The following is a 25,237-nucleotide window of genomic DNA, read 5'->3' on the forward strand; positions in this document are numbered from 1 at the left end:
GACCCAGGCCGATACCGAGAACGATTTCGTGGTGTCCACCACCGGTCCGGCCGTAGCCGCATACGACGACGTCCCGTTCAGACGCAGGGCGGTACCCGTCCGGCCGGCAACACCCAGTTCGGCCCCGCCGCCCAACTGCGCCACGAACTCCTCAGCCACACCACCCGACAACCGCCGCGCACCAGCGCCCTCATCCAAGCCGAACGCTGCCTTGCCGCTGAAGGTGCTGCTTTTGAGCCACCCGGAGATGTTGTCAGTGCGGGCCGCGATCGCATCGGCGCTCTGTCCGGACTGACCAAAACAGCCGGGATGGTCCGCGCGACTTTGAACCGCCGTGATGCGTCCGTTGTCGTCGAGAACGGGGCCTCCGGCATCGCCCTTGCAGATCCGACCGCCTGTCAGCTCCAGGGTGGTGGCGGCGTCGCCCTTCCGGGTCACGGTGCTGTGGTGCGGACTGCTGGGCACCCACTCAGTGGCGGTGCGGCCGAACCCCGCAGCCAGCAGCGCGGTTCCCTCAGCGGAGACGCTTCCCGCGAGCGTGGCGGGGTTGATGCCGGTGACCGGGGTGGCCAGCCGGGCGAGCAGCACGTCCCGGTCGCTCCGCGGGATCAAATAATTGATCTTTACCGGGGGTTGCCCGGCGAAGGTGGCGGTGGCGTCGAGCGTTGGCGCAGCCGCGGCCCGCAGCGGGCGGGACGGGTTCTCCGTGAGGCAGCTTGCAGCAGTCAGCACCCATGTCCGATCAATGAGTGCACCGCTGCAGCTTCGACCACCCTCATAGCCCGGCTTGTTCACTGTGACGCGGGCCAACCACGGATGATCGGCATCTCCCGACAACTTCGGAGGCGTTGGCCTGTCCTGACCTACGCCGATCTCGACCAGAAGGTGTTCGCGGGCCTGCGGGTCGGTGGATTCTCCGACCGGAGTCCAGGTGTCCTTGCCGACCTCAACTTCCACCTTCTTGCTGTCCGGCGTGGTGAGAGTGATGTCGGCAGCGTGATCGGCGCTTCCCTTGACCGCGAACACGGCCGGGATCTCCATGGTGAGGTACCCGGAAGTACCTGTGATGCGGAAGCAGACCTTGTCGTTCTTTCGCGACCACACCTCCATCAGCCCTGCTGAGCTGCCGCATTCGGCGAGGATGATGCGGCCGTCACCGCGCTTGAGAGTGATCCCCTTTTCTTCTTTGATCTTGTCTGCGTCCGGGTGGACGAAGTCTTCGATCGCATGGCCCGGCTGGGCGTCCGCAACCGTCTCCATCGGCAGTTGGGGTAAGGATCCGTGCGAGGTGGGGGCGATGACCGTGGTCGCGCAGGCCGCCGCTGCCGCACCCATGACGAGGGTCCGCCGTGCGAGATTCATTCAAGTCCCTTGCGTGAAAGGTGAGTTGATCCGCGCTCCCCTATTCGGGGCGATCTTCGCCAAGTGCGGTGGCGGTACGGGCGCGGAGGTGCCGGAAATCGAAACACGCGTTCGTGTCCCCCACCACTCGATAAGTCCGGGCAAATCCGCTCATTACCACCCGTATGGTCTTTGTGTTCCTTCTCACATCTTCACAGGATGTACACAGGTATCCGGCGAGTGCTTCACGTATATATGGTCACGCAAGCGCCCTCTCGTGTTGCTGGTCAACTCACCTATCGCTACCGAGACATGGGCGGGAAACCCACACGAACGTGTTCGTCGGCACGCCGTCGTCTGTGTGCCTGCCGCCGGGCGCGCCATCCGATAGGACCGCTTTGGACACCAGTTACTGGAGCAGACGGCGCTTACTTGCCGCAGCAGCGGCTACTACTGCCGCAGCTGCCACATCGAGCCTCGTCCTCAACCCTCTGGCGGCTGTGGCAGATGCCGCGGAGGGTGGCACCGACGAAGATCCGCTCACCCTGCCCGACACCGACCGGGCCAAGGCCGTCAAGGCGTGGCTGACCGGGGGGAAAGCCACCCGAGCAGCCGCGGAAGCCGCCCTCGTCGGCTCCGATGCCGAAATCAAAACATTTCTTGATCATGAATTGCCCATGGCAACGGTGGAGGACAACCGAGTCGCCATCATGACCGCCCTCGCAGGGGCCGGAAAGGGCACCCGCCGCGAGGCCGTCAAGGCGATCGACGGCGGCGATGCGTCTATCGCCGCGTTCCTCAAGGGCGGCTACGAGCCGGCCACCATGGAAGATCTCCGAGTCGCCACCACGACAGTGATGGCGACCGGCGACAAGGCCGTGCGACGGGAGGCAGGCTCCGTCCTCGATACCGACACCCAGTCGGCTCTGGCAAGCTTCCTCACCGGAGGCCAGTACACCGCCCGCCTGGAAGACATGCGGGTGGAGGTGTCGAAGATGCTCACAGAGGCGGGGCCTGAGGTGCAGAGGTACGCCTCCCGTGCCCTCTCCGGCAGCGCCCAGGAAATCGAGTGGTTCCTCGACACCGGCCAGCACATCGCCAGGGCCCGTGACCAGGAGTCGGCCACGATCGAGGAACTCGTCGCGGTCGTCGAACGCGAAGGCAAACGGGCCGACGCGAAGACGAAGCTCGCCGAGGAGGCCTCCGCCCGCGCCGTAACGGCAGCCGAGAAGGCGAAGGAAGCCGCACAGAAGGCGGCTGCTGAAGCCGAGGCCGCGAAGGACGATGTGGCCAAGTCCGGCAAGGCAGCCCGCAAGGCGGCGAGTGCTGCCAAGGGTGCGGCGGACGCCGCCCGAACAGCCATCCGCGCCTCTCACGCCGCAGTTGCCGCCTCCCGCCGCGCCGCCTGGGCAGCGACAGCGGCGAGCCAGGCCGCCGCCAGTGCGGGGAACGCCGCCGCCCGCGCCTACAACTCCGCGATCGCCGCCTCCAAGGACGCCTCGCAGGCGAGCGCCGCAAAGAACGCGGCGATCGTTGCACGCAACGCTGCCGCCAAGGCCCGAAGCGCCGCGAAGGCCGCCGACCACGCCGCCACCGCCTCCGCGCAGGCCGCCTCCGCCGGATCCGCCGCCGCCTCCGCCGCCCGTAATGCGGCTTCCGCAGCCGGCAGCGCAGCCGCGGCAGCCGTCGCGGCGGGCAAGGCCCAGGCCCAGGCGGCTGAAGCCAAGCGACAGGCGTCCATCGCCAATGCCAACGCCACCATCGCCACCAACGCGGCCGGGACCGCCCAGGCGCTTGCCAACGCGTCCGCCGGGGCGGCGCGAACCGCACGTGATACCGCGAACTCCGCAGCCGACCATGCCGAGAAGGCCGCAGACGCTGCCGAGTGGGCGGCCAAGTATGCGGGGCAGGCCCTCGAATACGCCAAGAAATCGACCGAGTTCGCCAATGCAGCCACCGAAGCGGCCAACAACGCCACGAAGGCGGTCACAAAGGCTGTCGAAGTGGAGAAGAAAGCGCGGGAGGCCGAATGGCAGCGTCTGGACGAGGACATGAAGCAGGCCCTGCAAGAGGCTCGGCAGCTCGCGCAGGCCGAAGAGCAGGAGCTGTCCGAGCTCGCCGATAAGCGTACGCAGAAGGAGCAGACCGACAAGGCCACGAAAGAGCTCATCGCCCGCGCCGAGGCAGCACTGAAGGCGAACGACCTCGAACTGGCCACCACCACAGGGCGCCAGGCCGCCACTGCCTTCCTCGACTCACACGGCACCTGGACCAAAGAGGCGGCCCGCTTCGCCCTGTCGGGGGCAGAAGCCGACATCCACGCGTGGATTGACGCCGATCGGGCTCTCGCGCAGCAGCAGGACGACCAAGAGACCGTCCTCTACCTCGCCCAGACCTCCAGCCAGGCCATCGCCGAGGCGGCTCAGAAGGCGCTGGAGAGCGACGCACCGAACGCCGCCACCACGTTCCTGGAGACAGGTGCGATCGAGGCGGCCGCGATGGACAATCGCGTTCAGATCTTCCGCATCCTCGCCAACAGTCCCGGCTCCGCAGTCAAAAAGGCCGCGAATGAAGCAGTCAACGCGGGTACCGCAACCGCGTTGCACGCATTCTTCGACACCACTTACCAGGAGGCGCTGAAGGAGGACGACGCGGTGACCACCGCCACCATCCTCGCCAAGGCGGGTCCCTACACAAAGGCCCACGCACAGGCAGCGATGGAGGGGCCGGCGTGGATGCGCCGCAACTTTGTCGCCACAGTGCAGCACAAGACCGCCCAGCTGGACCACGACTCCGCCACTCACATCGCCGCCATCCAGGGCTCGATCGCCGCCGCTGCCAAAATCGCGCACAAGGCGCAGGAGGACGCGGCCCGTGCCCAGCAAGCGGCGGCCAAGGCGCGCAGCGCAGCAACGGAGGCGGCGGATTGGGCGGACAAGGCTGAGGCGTCGGCTGAACGTGCGCTGTCATTCGCGAAGGAGGCGAAGGCGAATGCGGATGCTGCGGACAAGTCGGCCGCGGCTGCGCAGGCCTCCGCGAACGAAGCGAAGAAGGCAGCCGCCACGGCCCGTTCGGCCGCGCGGTCGGCGAACTTCTCCGCCAATCGCGCTCTGAGCGCTGCGCACCGAGCTGTGGCTTCCGCCAATAGTGCGCAGGTCTCCGCCACCCAAGCCCGCGCCTCGGCGGTTCAGGCGGGCAAGGACGCCAAGACCGCGGCAGCGGCGGCCAGCCAGGCTCACCGGATCGCCGTGGCCAAGCGGAAGGCCGAACGCGCGGCGGCCGCCAAAAAGGCAGCCGAGGAAGCGCGGAAAGCCAGGGAGAGCGACAACAACCCTGTCGACTCGTCCGATAACGACAGCGTCAACGGCGGCGACACGCCGTGGTGGAAGGACGCGGGGTGGTGGGCGGACACCACCAACAAGCTCAGCATCGCCACCGGGTTCATATCCGCCGGACTCGGCATCGCCGGCCTGATATTCCCGCCGGCTGCACCCGTTCTCGAAGCTCTCGCCGGCGGATTCGCCATTGCCTCCTTAGCACTCGGAGGGCTCAGCGCGGTGTTCACGGGCATCGAGCACGGATTCGCGAGCCAGCAATTCTGGCAGTCCGCGGGAAGCGCAGCCCTGGGCTTGATCACCTTCGGCCAGTCCAAGTGGATCGGAGCCCTGGGTGCCGGCAACGTCGCAACGAAGATCACGCAGTTCGGTCACGACCTTGTATCGCCGATCACCGGATTGCTGGGGCTGTAACCAGAACCTTGTTAGGATCCGCTCCAAGGGCTGGCGGCACACGTGACCGCCAGCCTTTGGGCATGCCGAAAGGGGCACTTCATGCTTGCTTCGCTCCCCCTCGTCTACCTGTTAATCCTGGCCGCCGCTGCCACATCCCTCTTCTGCTTCTCCATGACTAAATGGGTTCCAGGGCGAAAGGGCAGGACGGTCTTTCCTCTCGTATCCGCAGCATGCTGCATCGGTATGATCCTGGTCGGCCGAATCCAATACCAGCACTGGCCCGTGCAGCACATGCTGGTTCTGTATTCCTTCGCATGGGTGGGGCTCACGATCGGCCTCTTTCCCGCCAGGAAACTCATGCACAAGTACGCCACGGAGATCAATGCGGGAGTCAAAAGAGAGAAGTACGATGTCCCCGCACGTTATCAAGTTTCCGCGATTTCCTCCGTCATCATCGGATCCCTCCTGGGGATAATCCTGTCGTAGCGGCCGAATCGGAAGTCCGAATTCCGGATGTGGCCCAGGAGCGGGCGGGTGATCGGTGCATGGCCACGTCGCCCGCACGGCTGAGAGGCCGCACGCACCTCCCCGTACGGCCCCCGAACCACCGTCAGCCCGGATGACTCACGAGGACTGGGCCTCGTTGTAGAGGTTCTTGGCGTCGTCGCCGAAGTAGGGGCCGAACATGGTGTTGGGCAGGAACTGGTAGCCGAAGCTGTTGACCGAGGACTGGAGGCCGGTGCCGGTCTTCTCGTCGAACGAGGTGAACCAGGGGCCGCCGCCGGAGCCGCCGGTCATGTTGCAGGACAGGCCGTGGTCCTTGGAGAACAGCGGGTCCTTGAAGGTGGTGCCGCTGCAGTAGATGAGCTTGCTGCCGTCGTACGGGGCGGCCGCGGGGAAGCCGAAGGCGTACATCGCCTTGCTGTAGCCGGCGTTGAAGGACAGGCCCTGGCCGCCGACGACGTCGGTGAGCTTCTTGCCGTCGAGCGGGGCGACCACCGCGGCCCCCACGTCGTAGTTGATGTCCTCGCTCGCCGTCCCCTGGGGAGTGGAGAGCGTCTTGGCCGCCGGCCACTTGCCGTACGGGGCCTGGCCGTCGTGGTAGCCGGGGACGAAGGTCCAGTTGGTGTGCCAGGCACCCTGGAGCTTCACACAGTGCCCGGCCGTGATCACGGTGCTCTTGTTGCCGCTGGTGACCGCGTCGCCGGAGCAGGAGGCGTTGCGGCCCTGGTAAGTGAAGAACACCCGGCCGGTCGTTTTGACGACCGTGCCGCCGCCGGTCCACGGTCCGCCGGCCAGGGGGAGGGCCCCGGGCAACGTCTGGGCCGTTTCGGGGAGTCGGGGGAGGGTGGGGGACACCGTGCGCGGGGCGCTGCGCGGGACCGCGGCGGGGGCGGACCGCTTCGTGGGTGTGGCGAGGTCCAGGGATCTACCTGCGGGGCGCGGCGCCGGTATGCAGTGAACTGCCGGTATGCCGCGAGCGGTTCGTCTCACGCGTAACTCCTCGTGCGGGACGGGCCGCACGGCGGCGGCCCGGCAGACGAGTGGTGCGGATTCGAGGAAGCGCCTGTCTTTGCACCCGGCCCGTCGGCCCGGCGGGGTGCGAAGGGAGGCCGGTGGCCTGCCGCCGCGGCTCGCCTTGCGAAGTCGGTGACCGCGTTGGTCGCCTGGGATCGGGGTTTTGCGCGCCCCGGCCGCGTGCTCGCGCATGCGGCAGTGCTGGTCGTATGGGTTTTCCGGACGGTCCGGGCGCGAGTTGCCGACAACGCCGGGCCAACCAGCGAGGGTCGAGCCGGAGATAGTCGGCCGTCGCGACCAATCGCTGCCATGGCCGACTTCCCGCGGTGACGGAGTGCCGGCGGGCACTGCCTGGCACTTCGGCGCAACCTCGCAGCACGCCGGGCCTGCTGGTATCGGCCATCTTTACGCCATCATCGACACGGACTCAGGTGGCAATGATGGCCTTATGTCCGGGTTCCAGCGCGAAGCCTTCGCGCTGCTCATCGCCGGCGTCGACGGAAAGCCAGGCCGTGATACCGAAGGACTCCATGAGCGCCATCGCGAGAAGGACGAGCACACGCTCGTAATGAGGCGAGGCCACAACAGCGGCTTCCGGTACGCAAAATGCTCGCCCGCCGCCGCTGTGGGGGACAGCGGGGGGCCTGCTGCAGATACTGCAGCTTATGGGCGAAGAGCAGCCAGGTGGCGGCCTCTTCGCCGTACTTTGTCTTCCCAGAAGGCAGGCTCAACCCACTTGGCCACCCCTCGCCGACAAGGAGCACATCGGCTATCGGCGCTGAACCGGCTGAGCCGGGTGCCGCACCGAGTGCAGAACCGCTGCCTTTTGGTATCCATGATCCTCCCCCTACCCGAGCAGCCCGATCGTGCCACCTTGATCAGGCCCTCATAAAGGCTCATACGATCCGGAGCAGGGCCATGACCCTCGTTGACCACAGAAGCTCCGGCCCTCAGAGAGAAATGCCCCCCATATACCTCTTCGGTCATTCCATCCCCCCCTGCACGTCACCGCCGTTACCCATGGCCGAGTTCATTTCGGCCACCGGACCGCACCCCCCCCGTTACGGCCAAAGCGAACCATCAAGGGAGAAATGTTTACACAGCAGAGCAATACAGGGGAAGCCTGAACCAGGGAGATATTAGCCAAGATGAGGGATATAGCAGACAAGCAATACATTTCGGCCGCGTTCCATGCGCAGCCCAGCATGCTCGCTCGTCACCATCAAGATCCGGTCATCGAACGAGTGGCAACTTGACGCGAAGGGTACAGGTCTCACACATTTCTGATCTCCATCACGATGTTGCGCACGCTCGGAAGTTCCGGCTATTCGGAGGTGTTACACATGAAGGCATTGCTTGTTGAGGACGATGAGGGGGTGGCGCAGGCCCTGATGGAGGGGCTACAGCAACACGGCTGGACGGTGGAGCACATGGCCGCCGGAATCGATGCGACACGTCGGCAGGTCACGGCGGATATCGTGCTGCTCGACCTGAATCTTCCGGACGTTGACGGTTTTGAGGTCTGCCGCCATCTGCGCAGTGTGAGCAATGTCCCCATTATCGTTGTCAGTGCACGTTCGGACACCTTCGATCAGGCGCTCGGGTTATGGCTCGGCGCCGACGACTACGTGGCCAAACCCTACGCACTCCATGAATTACTCGCTCGAATGGCTGCGGTCCTGCGACGTGGAACCACCAGCCGCTCCCTTGCGCCGTCCGTTGATGCACCATCTGCTGATTCCAAAGCCTCGGCCGGGGAGCAGATCTTATGCCGCGGACCGCTCAAGATCGACCAAGAAAGGCGGCAGGTCTCCCTTCGCGACTCCAACATATCCCTCACCCGTAAGGAGTTCGAACTGCTGGCGCTCCTCGCCAGCGCCCCCGGGCGGGTCTTCACCCGGGAATACCTAGTGGAGCACGTATGGATGCAACGGTGGATCGGCAGGTCCCGCACAGTCGACTCCCATGTGGCCGCGCTGCGCCGAAAGCTGGGGGAACCCGGCTGGATTGAGACAGTGCGCGGAGTCGGTCTTCGTTTTGTGACGCGAAATTGAAGAGATTTATGTTCCGTCTATCACTGGCGCTCATTGCCATTCTCACTGTGGGGCTGCAGATGGCCCCTGCCCTCTTCCTCCATGGCATTACCGCTCACAGCCCGGCCCGGGGCCGGGGCGGCCAGCATTTGACCGCTGTCGGTAGCACAAGATCGCCAGCCGTCGACCCGCGGCGTGCTGTCCCTGCCTCCCGGCCCATCGACCAGGGTCACACAGTCCAGGGCAAGCCGGGTGGCATCCGTCCACGGGGCATCGGCGCCCCCTGGATAGCACTGGACGGTCCCATCACCTTTTCGGCCACTGATCGCCGCCGATTACCGGAGACCGTCAGACAACGATCCGCCTCTCCGGCGCCGCAGGCAACAGCCTCCCCGGGCACCGGTGCAGAGCACTGCCCACCAGTAGATCTGCCCGGCCCCACGACGGTGGACCGGCGCGTACTGGCCGGCACCTTCTTGCTGATCGCACTGAGCGGTGCCGGGCTGCTGCTCGTCACGCGTCGCACACGTTCGCCATGGACCGGAAGGAGCAAAAGCAACCACAATGCCCTTGTGACGAAGGCGCTTCCGGAGCAATCCGATGCGCTGGGCGGTGTCGAGCGACGAAGTCCCGGGCACCGCGATCTGCTCGCCCCTGCCGCACGATCCGCGGGCGAACTCCGACGCTCCGGACAGAGCGATATGGCCCACCAATTGCGGAACCCGATGACCGCTCTCCGGCTGCGCCTGGAAAGGCTCGGTGCCTTTCTGCCGTCCGCCGCAACGGAAACATACCAACAGGCGCTCAGAGATCTCGACCGGATGGACCGGACCCTGGAAGTCATGCTGGCTCGTGCTCAGCCGCTGCCCGCCGGTCAGGAGCTGCAGACCGTGGAGGTGCGCGGCGAAATCGAGAGTGCGCTGAACGGTTGGTCCATCGTCGCTCTGGGATGCTCAGTCGGGCTGCAACTGGATGGCCCGGCACAGGTGTGGGCGTTGGCGCAGCCGGGCGCCGTGGAACAAGTTCTGGACATCGTGGTGGACAACGCTCTCAAACACAGTCCGACAGGCAGCACCATTCGGACGAATCTGAGGGCAGACGATGCGGTGGTGCAGATCCATGTCAAGGACGAGGGATCCGGACTGTCGGAAACCGAGCGGCAGTTGGCCCTCATGCGGGGATGGCAGCGGTCGCCGGGAAAGGGCGGCGGTCTGGGACTTTCCATCGCATCCGGACTGATGACCGCTTCGGGCGGCAGACTGGAACTGTGCTCTCACGAGGGAGCGGGCCTGGATGTGGTGCTCTATCTGTCCGCTGCCCCGGCCGAGGCGCGCGCGAAACGACCAGGCACAGCGCCCCAGCCACTCACAGGGGAGAACGGCACCGCTTCCCCAGGCATCCGTGACGCCGCCGGATCGGCCCTGGAATACGACTGTGGCGGATGCAGATGATCCGTCCCGGCATCGGCCCTCGCGCAAACCGGCGTTCAAGAGCCGTTCGAGCGTGCACGGTCATGCTCAATGCGTCGGCTCCCTGGCGGGCGCGGTAGCGGCGTCCACCAGGCAGGGCGCCGGGGATGAAGTCCAGCAACGGGAAGGTTTCCCTGATGAGTTCCGCACGGAGTTTCACTGACCTGTACGTCGCTGTCCAGCAGTTCTACGCCATCCAGATGCGGATGCTGGATGAGGGGGACTTCGAGGGGTATGCGCACACCTTTACCAGCGATGGGGAGTTCACACATACCCCCGGCAGGCCGCCGGCCCGCACTCCGGGAGGCATCGTGAAGGAGCTGGTCGACTTCCACAAGAAGTTCGAGGGGAATCCCGTCCAGCGACGCCACTGGTTCAACATGCTGGCCCTCACCGAAAACGACGACGACACCCTCGAATCCACGGTGTATGCGCTGGTTCTCACCAGTGGCACGGACCGGGTCCCCGAGGTCGCCCCCAGCTGCACGGTCCATGACGTTCTTGTCCATGAAGCGGGCCGGCTCAAAACCCGTTCCCGCACGGTTGGACATGACTACGACCGGACGCCCAAGAGCGGGCCGGCAACCTTGACCTGAGTCACCCGGCCGCCCTGTCCGCGATCAGCAAAAGGCCGTCCGAATCGATGACATGGGAGCCCGGCATGCGTCACCTCGAGGTGAACGGCACCACGGTGTCCTACACGAAGGAAGGTTCCGGCAGGGGTCTGGTCCTCTTGCACGGCACCCATGCAGATGGCGCGTCCGCCTTCGGCCTGCTGTCCCCTCGCTTCAGCGACCGGCGCACCGTCATCGTGCCGGACTACGCCGGATGCGGTGCCTCCACGGTGCCCGAGGGCGAGTTGTCGCTGGATCTTTTGGTCGAGCAAGTGGCGGCGGTCACCGGCAGCGCGGCGGCCCAGCCGGTGGATCTGGTGGGAGTGTCGCTGGGCGCCGTCGTCGCCGCTGCCGTCGCCGCCCGCCATCCGGGGCTGGTGCGCCGACTGGTGCTGGTGGCCGGCTGGGCCGACGGCACAGACTCCCGGCATCAGCTCGTATGCGAGACCTGGCGCCGGCTGGCGCAGGCCGACCCTGAACTGGGGGTGCGGTTCGCGCTGTCGGTCGCGTTCAGTCCGCCGTATCTGTCCGCCCTGGGCACCGATGAACTCAGCGCATTGATCTCCCGTGCCGCCCCTGACGGCATCGACCACAGGATCGGGCTCTGTCTGCGGGCAGACCTGCGAGACCGCCTCTCCGGAATCTCGGCACCCACTCTCGTCGTGGGGCTGCGCCACGACCACCTCATACCGGTGGAGAGTTCCCGGCGTTTGCACCAGCTGATCGCCGGCAGCAGCTATGCCGAAATCGACAGCGGGCACGTGGTGACGCAGGAAAAGCCCGATGCGTTCGTGGCCCAGGTACGGGACTTCCTCTTCTCGGGCGCGGACCCGGCAACCTCTGCGGGTGCGGATGCCGCATCAACGGACGGGGCGAGCGGCGGGTGAGACGGCCTGGACGCGTCCGGGCCGGAGATGCGACGACCTCGGCGGCAGAGGCTATTCGGCGCTGAGCCGGAGAGCTGACGGAATGAGGTCGAAGGCTTCCTCGACGCATCGGGCGAGCGCCTCCCGGTCTTCCGAGCCGCCGGTTCCCTCGCCTCGTTCCTGGCGGGCCGTCCAGGTCAGTGCTCCGACCCAGTAGGCGCCCAGCGCGATCTCGCACAGCAGCCGCAGTACGGGGGCCCGGTCCCTGCCGAACCGGGTCTCCAGCCTTGCCGCCAGACGCGACTGGGCCCAGTCCGAGAGCACCATGCTGTGTTTGTGCAGCGCGGGTGTGGTGGCGACGAGCCGGCGCGTGGCAACGAAGCGGCAGTCCCAGTCCTCGTCCATGCCCTTGATCGCGGCGATCAGTGCGCCGCGCAGGGCATCCAGGACAAGGCCACGCACGTCGGTGCCCTCGAACTCATCGACGGTCGCCTGCCAGAGGTCGGCCTCCGCGGCGATCGCGACCGACTCCTTGGACGAGTAGTAGCGGAAGAATGTCCGCTTGGCGATCTCGACGGCGTCCACCAGTTCGTCAAGGGTGACCGCTTCAAAGCCGTTTTCGCTGAACAGCAGCAGCGCGGTATCAGCCAGCGCACGTCGCATTCGCAGCTTCTTACGCTCCCGCAGGGGCAGGTCGCGGTCCAGGGCGGGGCTTCCGTCGGGATGCACATCGGCCACCTTAACTGCCCCGGATCGGTTACATGTTGGCACTGACAGCATCAAGCCCCCTATGGCAAAGTTGCACTCGGTGTCACTTTATCGGCGATGCGGAGAGACTGTGCTGTTCCGACTCGTACGTGTCCACTTACGCCCCTACCGTAGATATCTGGCTCTCGTGGTGATCCTCCAGCTGGCCCAGACGGCCGCGGCGTTGTCCCTGCCGATGCTCAACTCCCAGGCCGTCAACAGCGGCGTGCTGAGAGGAGACAGCGCCCAGGTCCTCCGCACCGGTCTGCTGATGCTCACGGTGTCCGTGCTCCAGGGCGCCTGTGCCGTAGCCGCGGTCCACTTCAGCGCCCACACGGCGATGGCGATGGGGCGCGATCTGCGCGAGGCGGTCTATGCCCGCATCCAGCGCCTCTCGGCCCTGCAGATCCGCGACTTCAGTGCGGCATCCCTGATCACGCGGTCATCCAACGATGTACAGCAGATCCAGCAATGGGTGCTGACCGTGCTCACCCTCATGGTGGTGGCGCCCATGATGGCGGTGGGCAGCGTGGTGATGGCGCTGCGTCTGGACGCACCGCTGTCGCTGGTGCTGGCTTTCGTACTTCCGGCGCTCGCGATCAGCCTGGGCCTGATCGTGCGCCGGATGATGCCCTTGTCGGCGGGTTTGCAGGAACGCATTGACCGCACCAATGTGCTGGTGCGGGAGCAGATCACTGGAATCCGTGTGATCCGGGCGTTCGTCCGCGACGCCTACGAACAGCGCCGTTTCGAGCGCGCCAACCGCGACACCCGGTCGGTAGCCCTTCGGCTGGGGCGAACCCAGGCGCTGATGATGCCGGCCTTCACCCTGATCATGGAGTGCGCCGGAATCGTGGTGGTGTGGTTCGGTGGACACCGGGTGGCGGAGGGCTCTCTTCTGCCGGGCACGGTGATCGCGTTTCTGCACTATCTCACCCAGATCCTGCAAGCCGTGCTCATGGCCGTGGGCGCCTTCATGCTGATGCCTCGTGCCGCCGTCTGCGCCGGCCGTGTCCAGGAGGTCCTCACCACCTCGCCCCGTCCGGTGGCTCCCCGGCAAGCCGCCGGCGCGGTCCGCTTGAGCGGGCACCTCACCATCGAGAACGCGGTCTTCCGCTATCCGGGAGCACAGCGAGCGGTCCTGCGGGACGTCTCGCTGGACGCCCGCCCAGGTGAGACCGTGGCAGTGGTGGGCTCGTCGGGCAGTGGAAAGTCGACACTGCTGAATCTGGTGCCGCGGCTGTACGACCCCGAGCGGGGCATCGTGCGGTTGGACCGCCACGACCTTCGCACCCTCGACCAGGGCACCCTGGCCGCCTCCATCGGACTCGTCGTCCAGAAGCCCTATCTGTTTTCCGGGACCCTCGCCACGAATCTGCGGCACGGCGATCCCGCGGCTTCCGACGAGCAGCTGTGGCATGCCCTGGAGGTGGCGCAGGCCCGCGATTTCGTCGAGGCGGCCGGCGAAGGGCTGAACGCACCGGTCTCGCAAGGCGGGATCAACTTCTCCGGCGGCCAGCGGCAGAGGATTGCTATCGCCCAGGTCCTGGTACGGAAACCGCTCGTCTACCTCTTCGACGATTCCTTCTCCGCACTGGATGCCGTGACCCAGGAACGCCTGTGGACCGCTCTGCACCAGGAGACCGCGGGTGCGACCCGGGTGATCGTCTCCCAGCAGGCCGCCACGATCCGTGCGGCGGACCGGATCATTGTGCTCGACGAGGGCCGGGTGACCGGAAGCGGTACCCATGCCGCACTGATGGCGGAGAACGATGCGTACCGGGAGATCGTGCTGTCCCAGTCAACCGAGGTCAGGTCGGTCGGATGAGCCGCCGGAACACCGATACCGAGAACGACAAGCCCACCTCCTTCGCCCCTTCCGGCCGGAGACTGCTGGCGTTGATGGGCACCAGGCGCAGACAGCTGGTCTTCTGTGTGCTGCTGAGCATGGCCAGTGTCGTGTTGTCCCTCGCCATCCCAAAGCTGCTGGGAAAGGCGACCGACCTGGTGGTGCAGGGCACCGAGCGCTCCGGTGGCGTCGACTTCCCGGCCGTCGGCAGCGTCTTGCTGCATGCCCTGGTCACGGTCCTGGTTTCGGCGGGCTGTGCACTGGGGCGAGGGCTGCTGGCGCAGTCCGTCGCCCAGCACACCGCCTATCACCTGCGACGGCTGGCCTCGGCCAAAATGACCCGGCTGCCGCTGAGTTTCCTCGACGGCCGAAGCCGAGGAGAGGTGCTGTCGCGTATCACCAATGACATCGACAACGTCTCCATGATGCTGCAGCAGTCCCTCACCAAAATCCTGGCCTCGGTCTTCAGCGTGATCGGTGTGCTGGTGATGATGCTGTTCATTTCGCCGCTCCTGACCGCGGTGGCCGTGCTCATGCTGCCGCTGACCGCCGGAGTCACCCGCAGGCTCGGCCGGCGGTCCGGGCCACAGTTCGAGCGTCAGTGGGCGGCCACCGGTCAGCTCAACGGTCACCTCGAGGAGTCGATCACCGGGCATGTGCAGGTGACGCTGTTCGCGCTGCACCGCGAGACCGCGCGTACCTTTTCCCACTACAACCAGGATGTGTACCAGGCCAGTCGCCGGGCCCAGTTCCTCTCTGGTGCGATGGAACCCACGCTGGCGTTCCTCGGCTACGTCACCTACGTGCTGGTCGCGGTGATCGGCGGTGTGCAGGTCGCCGCCGGTGCCATGTCGGTCGGCGCTATTCAGGCGTTCATCACCTACACCCTGCAGTTCAACAATCCCGTCACCGCCGCCGCTTCGCTCGCCAATGTCGTCCAGTCCGGCATCGCGTCCGCAGAGCGGGTCTTCGGTCTTCTCGACGCCGAGGAGCAACGCCCCGACCCGGAGACTCCACAGCGTCCCGGCACCGTGACCGGTCGCGTGGTCTTCGAGAAGGTGTCGTTCAGCTATGCGGCGGACAAACCGCTGATCCGCGATCTCTCCCTGCGGGCCGAGCCCGGCCAGACCGTTGCGCTCGTCGGCCCCACGGGCGCGGGCAAGACCACCCTGGTCAATCTGCTGATGTCCTTCTACGAAGTGGACCGTGGCCGCATCACGCTGGACGGCATAGACCTCACCGCCATGTCCCGGGCGGAACTGCGCTCCCATATCGGCATGGTGCTGCAGGACAGCTGGTTGTTCGGTGGCTCGATCGCGAGCAATATCGCCTACGGCGACCCCGGCGCCACGCGGCAGCAGATCGTCGAGGCGGCGCGTGCGGCCCGAGCCGACCACTTCATCCGGACCCTGCCGGACGGCTACGAGACCGCTCTCGACGAGGGTGGCGGGGGATTGAGCGCGGGCGAGAAACAGCTGATCACCATCGCGCGTGCCGTTCTGCGGCAACCGCCCGTCCTGATTCTGGACGAGGCCACGAGCTCCGTGGACGCCCGCACCGAAACCCACATCCAACGCGCCATGGCCGGCCTGGGGCGCGGGCGAACGACCTTTGTCATCGCCCACCGGCTGTCGACCATCCGCAACGCGGACACGATCCTGGTGATGGACAACGGCCGGATCGTGGGACAGGGGCCGCACGAGGAACTGATGGCGACGAACTCGACCTATGCGGAGCTGTACCGCGCGCACACCACTGGTTGAGACGTCGGCACTCAGCCCGCGACGGCCTGCACGAGGAGCACCACGTTGAGCAGGATGATGACGGCTGCCGCCGCCGTCGCCCCCGCCATGGTGGCCTTTCCATTGACGAACGGGCCCATGAGCGTGCGATCTCCGGTAAACCGCACCAGAGGAATGAGGGCGAAGGGAATACCGAAGGACAACGCGATCTGGGACCACACCAGGGCATCGGTTGGGCTGATGTTCAGTGCCAGCAGAGCAATGGCGGGCGCCATCGTGCACAGCCGCCGTAACGCGATCGGCAGGGACCTGCGCAGAAAGCCGGCCATCACTATTTGTCCCGCATAGGTGCCGACCGAGGAAGCGGCCAGACCGGACGCCAGAAGAGCGACCGCGAAGGCCAGCGCGGCCTTGCCGCCCACAGAGTCCTGGAGGCCGGTGTAGGCCCGTTCCAGACTCTCCACCTGCGTGCTCCGGCCGTGAAACACCCGCGCCGCCATCATCAGCATCGCTGCGTTGACGAAGCCGGCCACCCCCAGGGCGATCAGTACATCCAGCCTGATCTGCCACAGTAACCGACTGCTGTGCCGAGGGTCGGCGGGCCGGTGAGGCGACGCGGTGCCGGGCTCCGCCTCAGGGTGAATGTGCCGACGCGTCAAATCGGAGTGCAAATAGATCACATGTGGCATCACGGTGGCGCCGACGATCCCCACGGTGAGCAGTAGCGCCTGCTGCCCGGGAAGCGAGGGCGTGACATCGACGGCGAAGGCGTCCGCCATCGAGCCGCCCCAGAGGAACGCGGCCACGATGAGGCCCAGGAATACCGCGATTCCTGCCTCGAATTTCCGGTGGCCGCGCTCTTCGAGGCCGAGGAGCAGAAATGACAGTGCCGCCGTGACCACGCCCCCCACCAGCAAAGGGAGACCGAAGAGCAGATGGATGGCGATCGCCCCGCCGACCACCTCGGCAAGGTCCGTGGCAATGGCCACCAGCTCGGCCGGAAACCACAGCATGGCAGCGGCAGAACGGGAGAACCGGTCCCGGCACAGTTCCGCCAGGTTCCGGCCGGTGGCCAGCCCCAGCTTTGCGGAGAGCATCTGCACCAGGGCAGCGATCACATTGGAGCCGATCAGCACCCAGAGCAGAGATCCTCCATAGCCGGAGCCGGCTGCGAAGTTCGTGGCGTAGTTGCCCGGATCGACGTAGGCGATGGCGGCGACGAAGGCCGGCCCGAACATCGTGAGCCGCCGGAGGCGGAGGGGGCGGGGTGCGGGCCGCGGTCGGGCGGCTCCTCCCCCAACCTGCGGGGAAGCCGGCCTGCCTGCGACGGGCGGCGGAACCGGGTGACCGGACCGGGCGTGCTGGGCCTTCGGGGCGCCCCGGCTCATGCGGACTTCCTGAGCGGGCCCGGGGCCATCAGCTCTGACGGAAAGTCCGCAGGGCGGCCATTGAGGATTGACTGGTGCAGGTGCTGGAGTTTGAGCGAGGGTTCGATACCGAGCTGTTCCACCATCGCCGTGCGCATGGTCTGGAAAATCTCCAGGGACCGTGTCCGGTAACCGGAATTGGACAGCGCCCGCATGTAGTTGTAGTGCACTCCCTCATGCAGCGGGAATTGCGAGGTCAGCTTGGAGAGTTCTCCCAGAACCTTCTGGTTCCTTCCCAGCGAGATCTCCGCCTCGATCTTCACTTCGACCAGGGACATCCGCGCCCGCTCCAGGCCGTCGATCTCGGCCTGCACATGCTGCCCGGCCTCCACATTCATGAGCGTCTGGCCGCTCCAGAGCGACAGCGCGCTTTCGCAGTGCTGAACCACCGCGCCGAAGTCCTGCGTGTCAACTCCCGCATAGGCCCGGCGTTCGGCCTCACGTAAGTGCTGCACGTCCAGCTCTATCCAAGAGGGCTCCAGAAAGTAGCCCGGGGGTCGGTGGACAAGGAATTCTGCCGCGATAACGGACGAAGGCACTCCGATGAGGTCCGCGAGGAAGTTCCTGAGGTGGCAGACATAGGTCTGCAGGGTTCCGGTGGCGCTCTTCGGCGGACCATCCGTCCAGAGCTCATCGATGATCATTGCGGTGGAGGTCGGGTGCGGAAGATTGAAGAGCAAAAGGGAGATCAGCTGCTTTTGTTTGTTGGAGGAGAGCAACCGCTCTCCCTTCTGTGCACAGAGAGTCAGCGGTCCGAGGACATGCGCGTGGAGCACTCCAACCTCCATGACGGGGCTGAGGTATCACCGGGCTCACGAGACCGGTGAACAGGGCCGCTGGCAGCGTATGGTCCCGATGTCAATTGCGTGCGGCGCCCGTGACAGAGCAGTGTGAGATCTACGTAAGAGAGTCCACGGCGGTGAGGGCGCCGGCCGATCCCACCCCGGCCAGCCGCTCCTGATGGCATCCGGACGGTTCACCTCGTGGGCAGACTTGATGGCCAGGTGATGAATCGGCGAAAAGGCTTTCCGCTGAAATCCGGAAAGCGCCCGAAGAGTATATGAATGGTCCTGGGGATCACAGGCCGCACCTCCCTGTGTGAGGGTTCCCGATGCCGCGTCGTCGCAGTACCACGGCGCTTCGGCAGCGCCGAGTCTCACATTGACCGGCACCGCCGACAACCCTCCTTGCTTTCGGCCTGCTTGAGTCATGCTCATTGTGCGGGTGGCTAAGGGATGTCTCGCAAATGGCGTCGGAGCCTTCCTGGATAGCCCCGTTCACCGGTCTGAGCCTGCGCCGCTTCGGCAAGTTGGTGACCGCGCTGCGCCGCGAGAGCGCCGACGAGGTGCGTCTGGGGCGGCCGTAGGGCCTGTCCCTGGAGGACCGGGTGCTGCTGGTCGTGACTTACTGGCGAATCAACATGACGATGCGTCAACTCGCTTCGATGTCCGGCATCTCGAAGTCCGCCGCGGACCGCGTCATCGCCCAAGCCGGCCCCCTGCTCGCGCTGCAGCCGCGCCGGCTGTTCCGCAAGAATGCCGTGCTCATCGTGGACGGAACCCTGGCCCCTACCCGCGACCACACCATCGCCGAGCAGTCGAAAAACTACCGATATTCCACCAACCATCAGGTCGTCATCGATGCGGACACCCAGCTCGTCGTGGTGGTCGGCCGCCCGCTGCCCGGCAACCGCAACGACTGCAAGGCATGGGCGGAATTGGCGCCAAGGATGCCGTCGGGGCCACCATGACGATCACCGACGGCAGTTACCCAGGCACCGGCCTGGTGATGCCGCACCTCGCCGCACGGGCGAGGAGCTGCCCGCCTGGAAAGTCGCCCACAACAAGTCCCACAAACAGGTCCGGGCTCGCGTCGAGCACGTCTTCGCCCGCAGGAAGTGCTGGAAGATCCTGCGGGATTGCCGGCTCCGAGGCGATGGGGTCCATCACGCGATGCGCGGCATTGCCCGCCCGCACAACCTCAACCTCTAGGCATAGGCGAGTGGCCCCCGCGGGGGTGCATGAAGATGCCGAGCGGCAAGACCGTATTCTGTAGCAGGCTAGACGGGCGCTGCTGATGCCTCGTAGCCGTCCGTTGCAACCGGGCGACCCATTCCGCACCAGGTGCCCGACCAACGACCAGGAGGTTGACCGGTGATCACTCTGACCGCAGTCGGAGGAGTGGCCCTGGTCGAACTGGGCATGGCCCTGACTCCGGGACCGAATATGATCCACCTCGCCTCCCGTGCGATCGCCCAAGGCCGCAGGGCGGGCCTGGTCAGCCTCAGTGGGACCGCCGTGGGGTTCGTGTGCTATCTGCTGGCCGCGGCTGCGGGCCTGTCCGCATTGTTCGTCGCCGTGCCGGTGGCGTTCATGGTGGTCAAGCTTGCCGGGGCCGCCTACCTGGCCTACCTCGCCTGGGGCATGCTCAAGCCTGGCGGCCGCTCGCCCTTCGCTCCGGCCCAGGACCTGTCTCCGGTCTCCAATGCCCGCCTGTTCTCGATGGGGCTGCTGACCAACTTGCTCAACCCCAAGATCGCTCTTATGTATGCCGCCCTTCTGCCCCAGTTCCTGGACCCGCAGGCAGGTCCGGCCTGGGGGCAACTGCTCCAGCTCGGTGGTGTGCAGATCATCGTGGGGATCTCCGTGAACGCTCTGATCATGCTGGGCGCAGCGCGGGTGTCGGGGTTTCTGGCCGCCCGGCCCCGCGCCATGACCGCCCAGCGGTTGACGGCAGGTGGCCTGCTCGGAGCCTTCGCGCTGCGGACCGCCCTGTCCCGAGCTCCTGTCTCCACCTGAGCCAGGCCCACGTCGCTGGGACGTCAGTCCTGCTGTGACTGCCGATACGGGGGGCCGGCCCAACCCACCACCCGGTCCTCCAGGGACAGGCCCTACGGCCGCCCCAGACGCACCTCGTCGGCGCTCTCGCGGCGCAGCGCGGTCACCAACTTGCCGAAGCGGCGCAGGCTCAGACCGGTGAACGGGGCTATCCAGGAAGGCTCCGACGCCGTGATCACACCAGCCACACCAAGATCATCTCACTGGCCGGCAGTTACGGGACACCCCTTAGGGAAGGCGTGCGAGGGCATTGCGGCGGCGTTGGGCGCCGCGCCCGGCGGGACTGCCGTCGGAACACTCATGTGCTCAGCCCGTCAGCGGCATCGCGCAGCAGTTGCCGGACTCCGCGAACTGGGCGGTATCCGAAGGCGTTCGCGGCGGCGGTCGAGTCGTACACCCGGTCCAGGCGATCGGGCACTGGCCACCCCCGGTCGCGGAACGCCTCGAAGACGTCCGGAGCCCGGCCGGCGAGGAGCGCGCCCGCATCACGGTGAAGGGCAAGGCAGTCCTCTCGCTGAAACAGGTGCGGCCCGGAGATGTTGAACGTGCCGGTCACGGTGGAGTGCGTCACGGCCAGGACCCCCGCCGTCGCGACGTCGGCCACGTCGACCGCCCGGTGCAGCAGGCGGCGGGCCAGTACAGGCAGTGGCTCCGGAAAGCATCGCGCTATGCGCAGCGTGACCGAGGAAACGCCGCAGGCGGCGACCAGATCCTCGGCGGCCAGTTTGGTCTCGTCGTAGATGTCCCGGGGAAGCGGCGTAAGCTGCTCGTCCACCCAGACCGCGCGGTCGGTGGGCACCAGGGCGTGTCCATAGACGCTCGTACTGCTGATGTAGAGGACACGCCGGACGTCGAGGCGGGCAGCGTCGTCGAGCAGTTGTGCAGTCATGCCGACGTTCACGGCACGGAACTCTTCATCGGCCTGGCGCCCGACGTGCGGGGCGTGCAGCGCGGCGGCATGTACCAGGACGTCAGCCGACTGTAATGCGGCCCGCCGCACGCGCCGATCTCGTAGGTCTGCTACGGCACTCGTCCAACGTCCGGGCACCCGGTCCACGCCGCGGACCATCCAGCCGGCCGCGTCGAAAGCTGCCGCCAGGGCCGATCCGACCCGGCCCGAACTTCCCGTCACCACAACCACCCCAGCAGGGGCTCTCCTTCTCCGCTCCGCGCGCACCTCCCGATTCTGTCATCCCCGCGCGGAACCGATCGGAGGAAGCCGCTGTGACCCGGAGGGGGTGATCTGACGAGACCACCCGTAGAAACTCAACTGGGCCTGAGGTCAAAGGCATACCGGCCGGCTCGTCCGAGAGGCCGCCCACTTGCTGCTCACTCACCGTGAAACCACCGGCTGTAGCTAAGAGCCGCCGTCCACATGAATGTTTTCCCCGCAGATGTTTCCGTTGGCTGCCGAGGCCAGAAAGGCGATGGTGCGCGCCACCTCGTCCGGGGTGCTGAAGCGTCCGGAGCAGATCCGGGCCTGCAGGATGCTCAGCCGCTCGGGCGTCAGAAGGGCCTCCAGCTGCTCGGTCATGATGCCCCCGGGTGTGACGACATTGGTGAGCACACCCCGCCGGCCGAATTCCACTCCCAGGCTTCGCGCGACGCCGAGCAGTGCGCTCTTGCTCGCGCCGGCGGCGATCTCAAAAGGCGCGTCGCCGGCCCAGCCACGCTCACAGCCCAGCGAGGAGATCAGCACGATGCGGCCCCAGTTCTGGGCGGCCATGAGGGGGATCACACGTTGCACCGTGAAGAGCGTCGCCTCCAGGTCCGTGCGGATCCGCCGCTGGATGACAGCCCTGGGTACCTCACCGAAGGGGGTTTCCGACATCGGCGCGGGGCCGGACATGGCGTTGGCCACCAGGATGTCCACCGCTCCCCAGGTGTCGGCAACGGTGTCGACACAGCGATCCATCCCTGCGGCGTCGGCCAGGTCATATGCGACGGCGAGGGCCTGGCCGCCGTCCCGCTCGATCTCGTCGACCAGCTCTTTGGCGGCGGCCTCGTTGGTCCGGTACGTCACCGCCACTCTCGCTCCGTCGGCCGCCAGCGCCCGGCAGGTATGCGAGCCGACGCCCGTTCCGGAGCCGCCGGTCACGAGGGCGACCCTGTTCTTGATCCCCAGATCCATTTCCCACAACCTCGTTCCGTACCTGGTTACTTGCCCACTGTTCCGCTGCTGAGATGGATTTCCTGGCCTGTCATGACCTGATTGGCTGCCGATCCGAGGACGACCACCATCTTGGACACTTGAGCAGCATCGGCCAGGCGTCCCAGTGGGGATCCGGCCAGGAACTCGGCGCGGTATTCGGGGAACCAGGGCTTAACCTCGTTGTTTTCGGTACGGGTCAGGCCGAGGACCACCACATTGCACAGGATGTCTCCGCTCCGGCCGGCACTGAACGCCAGGGACCGGTTGAATCCGTGCAGTGCGGATTTCGCCGCGCCATAGAATTCGAAGCCCGCCTTGCCCTGGGAGACGAGGCTGCTGGACACCTGGATGATCCGCCCCCACCCCGTCTTCCGCATCTGCCTCAGGGCGGCCGAGGAGAATTCGACCGCCGGCTCGATGTTCCAGCGCAGCATGTCCCGCCAGGGGCTCGCCGCGAGGTCGCAGACCTGCAGTTCCGGGTTCTCCGGCTGGAACAGCGCGTTATTGACCAGTACGTCGACCGGGCCGGCCCATTCGGTCACCGCACGTAGGATGCGTCCGGCGCCGCCCTCCTCGTCCAACCGGTGTCGCAGCGCCCGCACGCGTCCGTTGCCGTCCTGTTCGAGGCGCCGCGCGGTGTCGTCATCACGGTGGTAGGTGAAGGCCACCCGTGCGCCCTCGGCACCGAACGCGCGGACCAGTTCGCGTCCGATCCCGCCGCTGCCCCCGGTGACCAATACGGTTTTGCCCTGGAGTCCCATATCCACGGTCGGCCCTCTCCCCTACTCGGCCGGCAGCCGCCGGTAGTGCTCCCGGGCGTTGCCGTGCAGGATGCGGCCGCGGTCCGCGTCATCGAGCAGGGACAGCAGACGCTGTGCGGCACTGCGGTAGCGATGCGGGTGGTCGCTGCTGTACATGAGGGTCCGGGGCGCCTCACACATGTCTGCGGCCGCCCGGAACTCCTCGTCGTCCACGGGCAGATGACCGGGTTCCAGCGTGCAGCGGACCCGGTCCAGGACGTGGTCGGATGGCTTCCGGTCCAGCCAGGGAATCTCCCGCCACAGACTCTTCCAGTCCTTGTCCAGCCGCCACAGCAAAGGCGGGAGCCAGGAGAAGCCGCATTCTGCGAGGGTGAGCCGGAAGCGTTCATGGCGCACGAGGAGGTCACTGGTGGCGATGCTGACCAGCTGATTCTGTGCCGCCCGGTGCTGACCGAGGAGGGTGTCCTCGACAAAGCTCGACTGATATCCGGTGGGTGAGGAACTCAGCCCGGTACGGCCACCGGCATGCAGACACACGACCAAATCGGCTGCGGCGGCGGCTTCCAGAACCCGCCGATAACGCGGTTCCCCGTACCGGAAGTCATTGCGTACGGGGAGCAGAATCTGGACGAACCGGCCGTCCTCGGCGATGCGCTCCACCTCCGCGAGCGCGCGCTCCGTATCCAGCGTCGGAATCACCGCGCTGCCGAAGAGCGCCGGGTCCACCGCGAGGAAGGTCTCCCGCATCCAGGTGTTCAGCGCCCGGGCCCCGACCGCTTCGAACTCCGGGTTCCGGCTCAGATCAAACAGAACGGTGCAGGTCAGCAGAGTGGCCCGGATGGGTGTGCGACTGCTTCCCCGGCAATCGGGTATCTCCTCGGCGGTGGCAGGGACCGCGGTCGTCGTCACGTCCCCGTCGTCCGGCGCGGGGTATACCGACCGCTGGCGGTCGGTGAGCCGGATAGCCCCCTCGGCGGCGTACTGCTGCCAGTAGGCCGGAAGATATTCCGCCAGCTCGCCCATGGTCCGCGGGGCACAGTGCAGGTCCGTGTCGATCGTGCCCGTCACGCCTGCACCCCCAGGTTCGGCCGGTATATGTGCGAGGCGTTCTCATGGAACACGGCTTGGCGCATCGCCTTGGGAAGTCCCTTCAGAGCATGCTCGGGCGAATCGAAGTCCCAGTGCGGATAGTCGGAGGCGAACAGCAGTCGCTGTGTCATTCCCGCCAGTTCGATTGCTGTCACCAGGTCATCGGTACGGGCGGGCTCCTCGATCGGCTGGGTGGTGAGCCAGAAGTGCTCCCGGAAATACTCCGAGGGCAATGCACGCAGTCCCGGCAGAGCCCGGTGCCAGGTGCGGTAGATCTCGTCCATGGACCACTGGAACGGCCCTGCCCAGGCCACCCCTCCCTCGACCAGGACCACTTGCAGGGAAGGAAAGCGCTCGAAGACGCCGCCCAGGATCAGACCGGCGGCCACGGACTGCATTTCTCCGCTGAACTCCACATGTTCTTCGAGGTAGTAAGTCGGTGCTCCGGTGAGCCGATAGCTCGCCACTCCGCCGCTGTGTATGCCGAGCGGAAGTCCGGTCTCACAAGCCGCTTCGAAGATGGGCCAGTAGTGCGGGGAACTCATCGGCAACTCGGTGTTCGCCGGGGCCAGGATCTGCTGGAAGCGTGTGTCCCGCGCTCGTTCACGTATCCTCCGGGCGGCGAGGACCGGGGTCTCGAACGGTACGGAAATGGATCCGATCAGGCGCTCGTCCGCATCGAGAAACCTCTCCGCCAGCCAGTCGTTGAGCGCCACACTCAGCGCCTCGGAGAACTCCGCCTGCTCGGCACCGAAGCTGTGCGCATGCAGCGGGATCAATACCGCTGCCGCCATGTCGTAGCGGTCGAGCAACTGCTCCTTCAGCAGACCCACATCGTTTCCGGGAAACGTGTCCGACCAGGTGTCCGCGCGGTATCCGCCGTTGCGTAACCGGGGATACGCGATTCCTGGGACCGGTGGCTGGATTCCGTACTTGTCGAACTTGGCCCGCCAGGGAGCGGGCAGTCGCGAGCTGATCTCGTGCGGAAGGACAAACGGATGCACATCCGTGTCAACAATCTTGGTGAACGAATCATCAGACATGCCGGACACCTTTCTGTG

Annotated in this window: 20 protein-coding genes and 2 pseudogenes; 10 read left to right on the forward strand and 12 right to left on the reverse strand. The window is 66.3% G+C overall.

The annotated features are described in order from the left end of the window. A partial coding sequence (locus ACFW5B_RS07650; RefSeq protein ID WP_386434723.1) for a trypsin-like serine protease occupies nt 1-1,362 on the reverse strand: 1,362 nt, incomplete at its 3' end. Between the two features lie 479 nt (nt 1,363-1,841). On the opposite strand from ACFW5B_RS07650, the gene ACFW5B_RS07655 reads away from it, so the two are divergent. Then, nucleotides 1,842-5,090 (forward strand): hypothetical protein, encoded by a 3,249-nt coding sequence (locus ACFW5B_RS07655; protein WP_386434726.1) that lies wholly within the window; start codon nt 1,842-1,844, stop codon nt 5,088-5,090. Between the two features lie 81 nt (nt 5,091-5,171). Then, nucleotides 5,172-5,558, forward strand: coding sequence for a hypothetical protein (locus ACFW5B_RS07660; RefSeq protein ID WP_386434729.1), 387 nt, complete (start codon nt 5,172-5,174; stop codon nt 5,556-5,558). A gap of 138 nt (nt 5,559-5,696) precedes the next feature. On the opposite strand, the gene ACFW5B_RS07665 is transcribed toward ACFW5B_RS07660, so the two are convergent. Then, the gene (locus tag ACFW5B_RS07665) at nt 5,697-6,566 is read right to left on the reverse strand and encodes a trypsin-like serine peptidase (RefSeq protein ID WP_386434732.1); all 870 of its coding nucleotides are present in this window, start codon (nt 6,564-6,566) and stop codon (nt 5,697-5,699) included. Nucleotides 6,567-7,017: 451 nt separating this feature from the next. Then, nucleotides 7,018-7,173, reverse strand: coding sequence for a hypothetical protein (locus ACFW5B_RS07670; RefSeq protein WP_386434735.1), 156 nt, complete (start codon nt 7,171-7,173; stop codon nt 7,018-7,020). A 760-nt stretch (nt 7,174-7,933) separates the two neighbouring features. On the opposite strand from ACFW5B_RS07670, the gene ACFW5B_RS07675 reads away from it, so the two are divergent. The 4 genes from ACFW5B_RS07675 (at nt 7,934) to ACFW5B_RS07690 (ending at nt 11,593) form a co-directional block, all read left to right on the forward strand. Beyond that, nucleotides 7,934-8,644, forward strand: coding sequence for a response regulator transcription factor (locus tag ACFW5B_RS07675; RefSeq protein WP_386434738.1), 711 nt, complete (start codon nt 7,934-7,936; stop codon nt 8,642-8,644). 551 nt (nt 8,645-9,195) lie between these two features. Continuing rightward, nucleotides 9,196-10,074: a sensor histidine kinase gene (locus ACFW5B_RS07680; RefSeq protein WP_386434741.1), complete on the forward strand. Its 879-nt coding sequence runs from the start codon at nt 9,196-9,198 to the stop codon at nt 10,072-10,074. A 155-nt stretch (nt 10,075-10,229) separates the two neighbouring features. Then, nucleotides 10,230-10,688: a nuclear transport factor 2 family protein gene (locus tag ACFW5B_RS07685; protein WP_386434744.1), complete on the forward strand. Its 459-nt coding sequence runs from the start codon at nt 10,230-10,232 to the stop codon at nt 10,686-10,688. Nucleotides 10,689-10,753: 65 nt separating this feature from the next. Then, nucleotides 10,754-11,593, forward strand: a complete 840-nt coding sequence (locus ACFW5B_RS07690) for an alpha/beta fold hydrolase (RefSeq protein ID WP_386434747.1) — start codon at nt 10,754-10,756, stop codon at nt 11,591-11,593. A 51-nt stretch (nt 11,594-11,644) separates the two neighbouring features. Here ACFW5B_RS07690 and ACFW5B_RS07695 read toward each other — a convergent pair whose 3' ends face one another. Continuing rightward, on the reverse strand, nt 11,645-12,301 hold the full coding sequence (locus tag ACFW5B_RS07695) for a TetR family transcriptional regulator (RefSeq protein ID WP_386434750.1): 657 nt from the start codon (nt 12,299-12,301) through the stop codon (nt 11,645-11,647). A gap of 109 nt (nt 12,302-12,410) precedes the next feature. On the opposite strand from ACFW5B_RS07695, the gene ACFW5B_RS07700 reads away from it, so the two are divergent. Together ACFW5B_RS07700 and ACFW5B_RS07705 are read left to right on the forward strand one after the other, a co-directional pair. Then, nucleotides 12,411-14,147 (forward strand): ABC transporter ATP-binding protein, encoded by a 1,737-nt coding sequence (locus ACFW5B_RS07700; RefSeq protein WP_386434752.1) that lies wholly within the window; start codon nt 12,411-12,413, stop codon nt 14,145-14,147. After that, complete coding sequence (locus ACFW5B_RS07705; protein WP_386434755.1) at nt 14,144-15,931, forward strand: ABC transporter ATP-binding protein; 1,788 nt, start codon at nt 14,144-14,146, stop codon at nt 15,929-15,931. Before ACFW5B_RS07700 ends, ACFW5B_RS07705 begins: the two co-directional genes overlap by 4 nt. Before the next feature lie 11 nt (nt 15,932-15,942). Here the strand turns inward: ACFW5B_RS07705 and ACFW5B_RS07710 are convergent, their stop codons facing one another. After that, nucleotides 15,943-17,298, reverse strand: coding sequence for an Nramp family divalent metal transporter (locus ACFW5B_RS07710; protein ID WP_386434758.1), 1,356 nt, complete (start codon nt 17,296-17,298; stop codon nt 15,943-15,945). Next, nucleotides 17,295-18,056: a BTAD domain-containing putative transcriptional regulator gene (locus tag ACFW5B_RS07715; protein ID WP_386434761.1), complete on the reverse strand. Its 762-nt coding sequence runs from the start codon at nt 18,054-18,056 to the stop codon at nt 17,295-17,297. Before ACFW5B_RS07715 ends, ACFW5B_RS07710 begins: the two co-directional genes overlap by 4 nt. 527 nt (nt 18,057-18,583) lie before the next feature. Here ACFW5B_RS07715 and ACFW5B_RS07720 point away from each other — a divergent pair. Next, nucleotides 18,584-19,328 (forward strand): annotated as a pseudogene (locus ACFW5B_RS07720) (transposase family protein). Nucleotides 19,329-19,490: 162 nt separating this feature from the next. Further along, nucleotides 19,491-20,135 (forward strand): LysE family translocator, encoded by a 645-nt coding sequence (locus ACFW5B_RS07725; protein ID WP_386434763.1) that lies wholly within the window; start codon nt 19,491-19,493, stop codon nt 20,133-20,135. Nucleotides 20,136-20,230: 95 nt separating this feature from the next. Here the strand turns inward: ACFW5B_RS07725 and ACFW5B_RS07730 are convergent. The 6 genes and pseudogenes from ACFW5B_RS07730 to ACFW5B_RS07755 all read right to left on the reverse strand — a co-directional run. After that, a pseudogene (locus ACFW5B_RS07730) lies at nt 20,231-20,362 on the reverse strand (IS5/IS1182 family transposase); the annotation flags it as partial. 110 nt (nt 20,363-20,472) lie between these two features. Next, a complete protein-coding gene (locus ACFW5B_RS07735; protein WP_386434766.1) occupies nt 20,473-21,315 on the reverse strand; it encodes an NAD-dependent epimerase/dehydratase family protein in 843 nt (280 codons plus the stop codon). A gap of 216 nt (nt 21,316-21,531) precedes the next feature. After that, the gene (locus ACFW5B_RS07740; protein ID WP_386434769.1) at nt 21,532-22,305 is read right to left on the reverse strand and encodes an SDR family NAD(P)-dependent oxidoreductase; all 774 of its coding nucleotides are present in this window, start codon (nt 22,303-22,305) and stop codon (nt 21,532-21,534) included. A 26-nt stretch (nt 22,306-22,331) separates the two neighbouring features. Further along, a complete protein-coding gene (locus tag ACFW5B_RS07745) occupies nt 22,332-23,087 on the reverse strand; it encodes an SDR family NAD(P)-dependent oxidoreductase (RefSeq protein ID WP_386435173.1) in 756 nt (251 codons plus the stop codon). A gap of 21 nt (nt 23,088-23,108) precedes the next feature. Then, entirely contained in the window at nt 23,109-24,155 is a 1,047-nt protein-coding gene (locus ACFW5B_RS07750) for an amidohydrolase family protein (protein WP_386434772.1), read from the reverse strand. Next, entirely contained in the window at nt 24,152-25,219 is a 1,068-nt protein-coding gene (locus ACFW5B_RS07755; protein WP_386434775.1) for an amidohydrolase family protein, read from the reverse strand. Before ACFW5B_RS07755 ends, ACFW5B_RS07750 begins: the two co-directional genes overlap by 4 nt. Between the last annotated feature and the right edge of the window lie 18 nt (nt 25,220-25,237).

It is taken from the genome of Streptomyces sp. NPDC058773 (assembly GCF_042746015.1).
Lineage (GTDB): Bacteria > Actinomycetota > Actinomycetes > Streptomycetales > Streptomycetaceae > Streptomyces.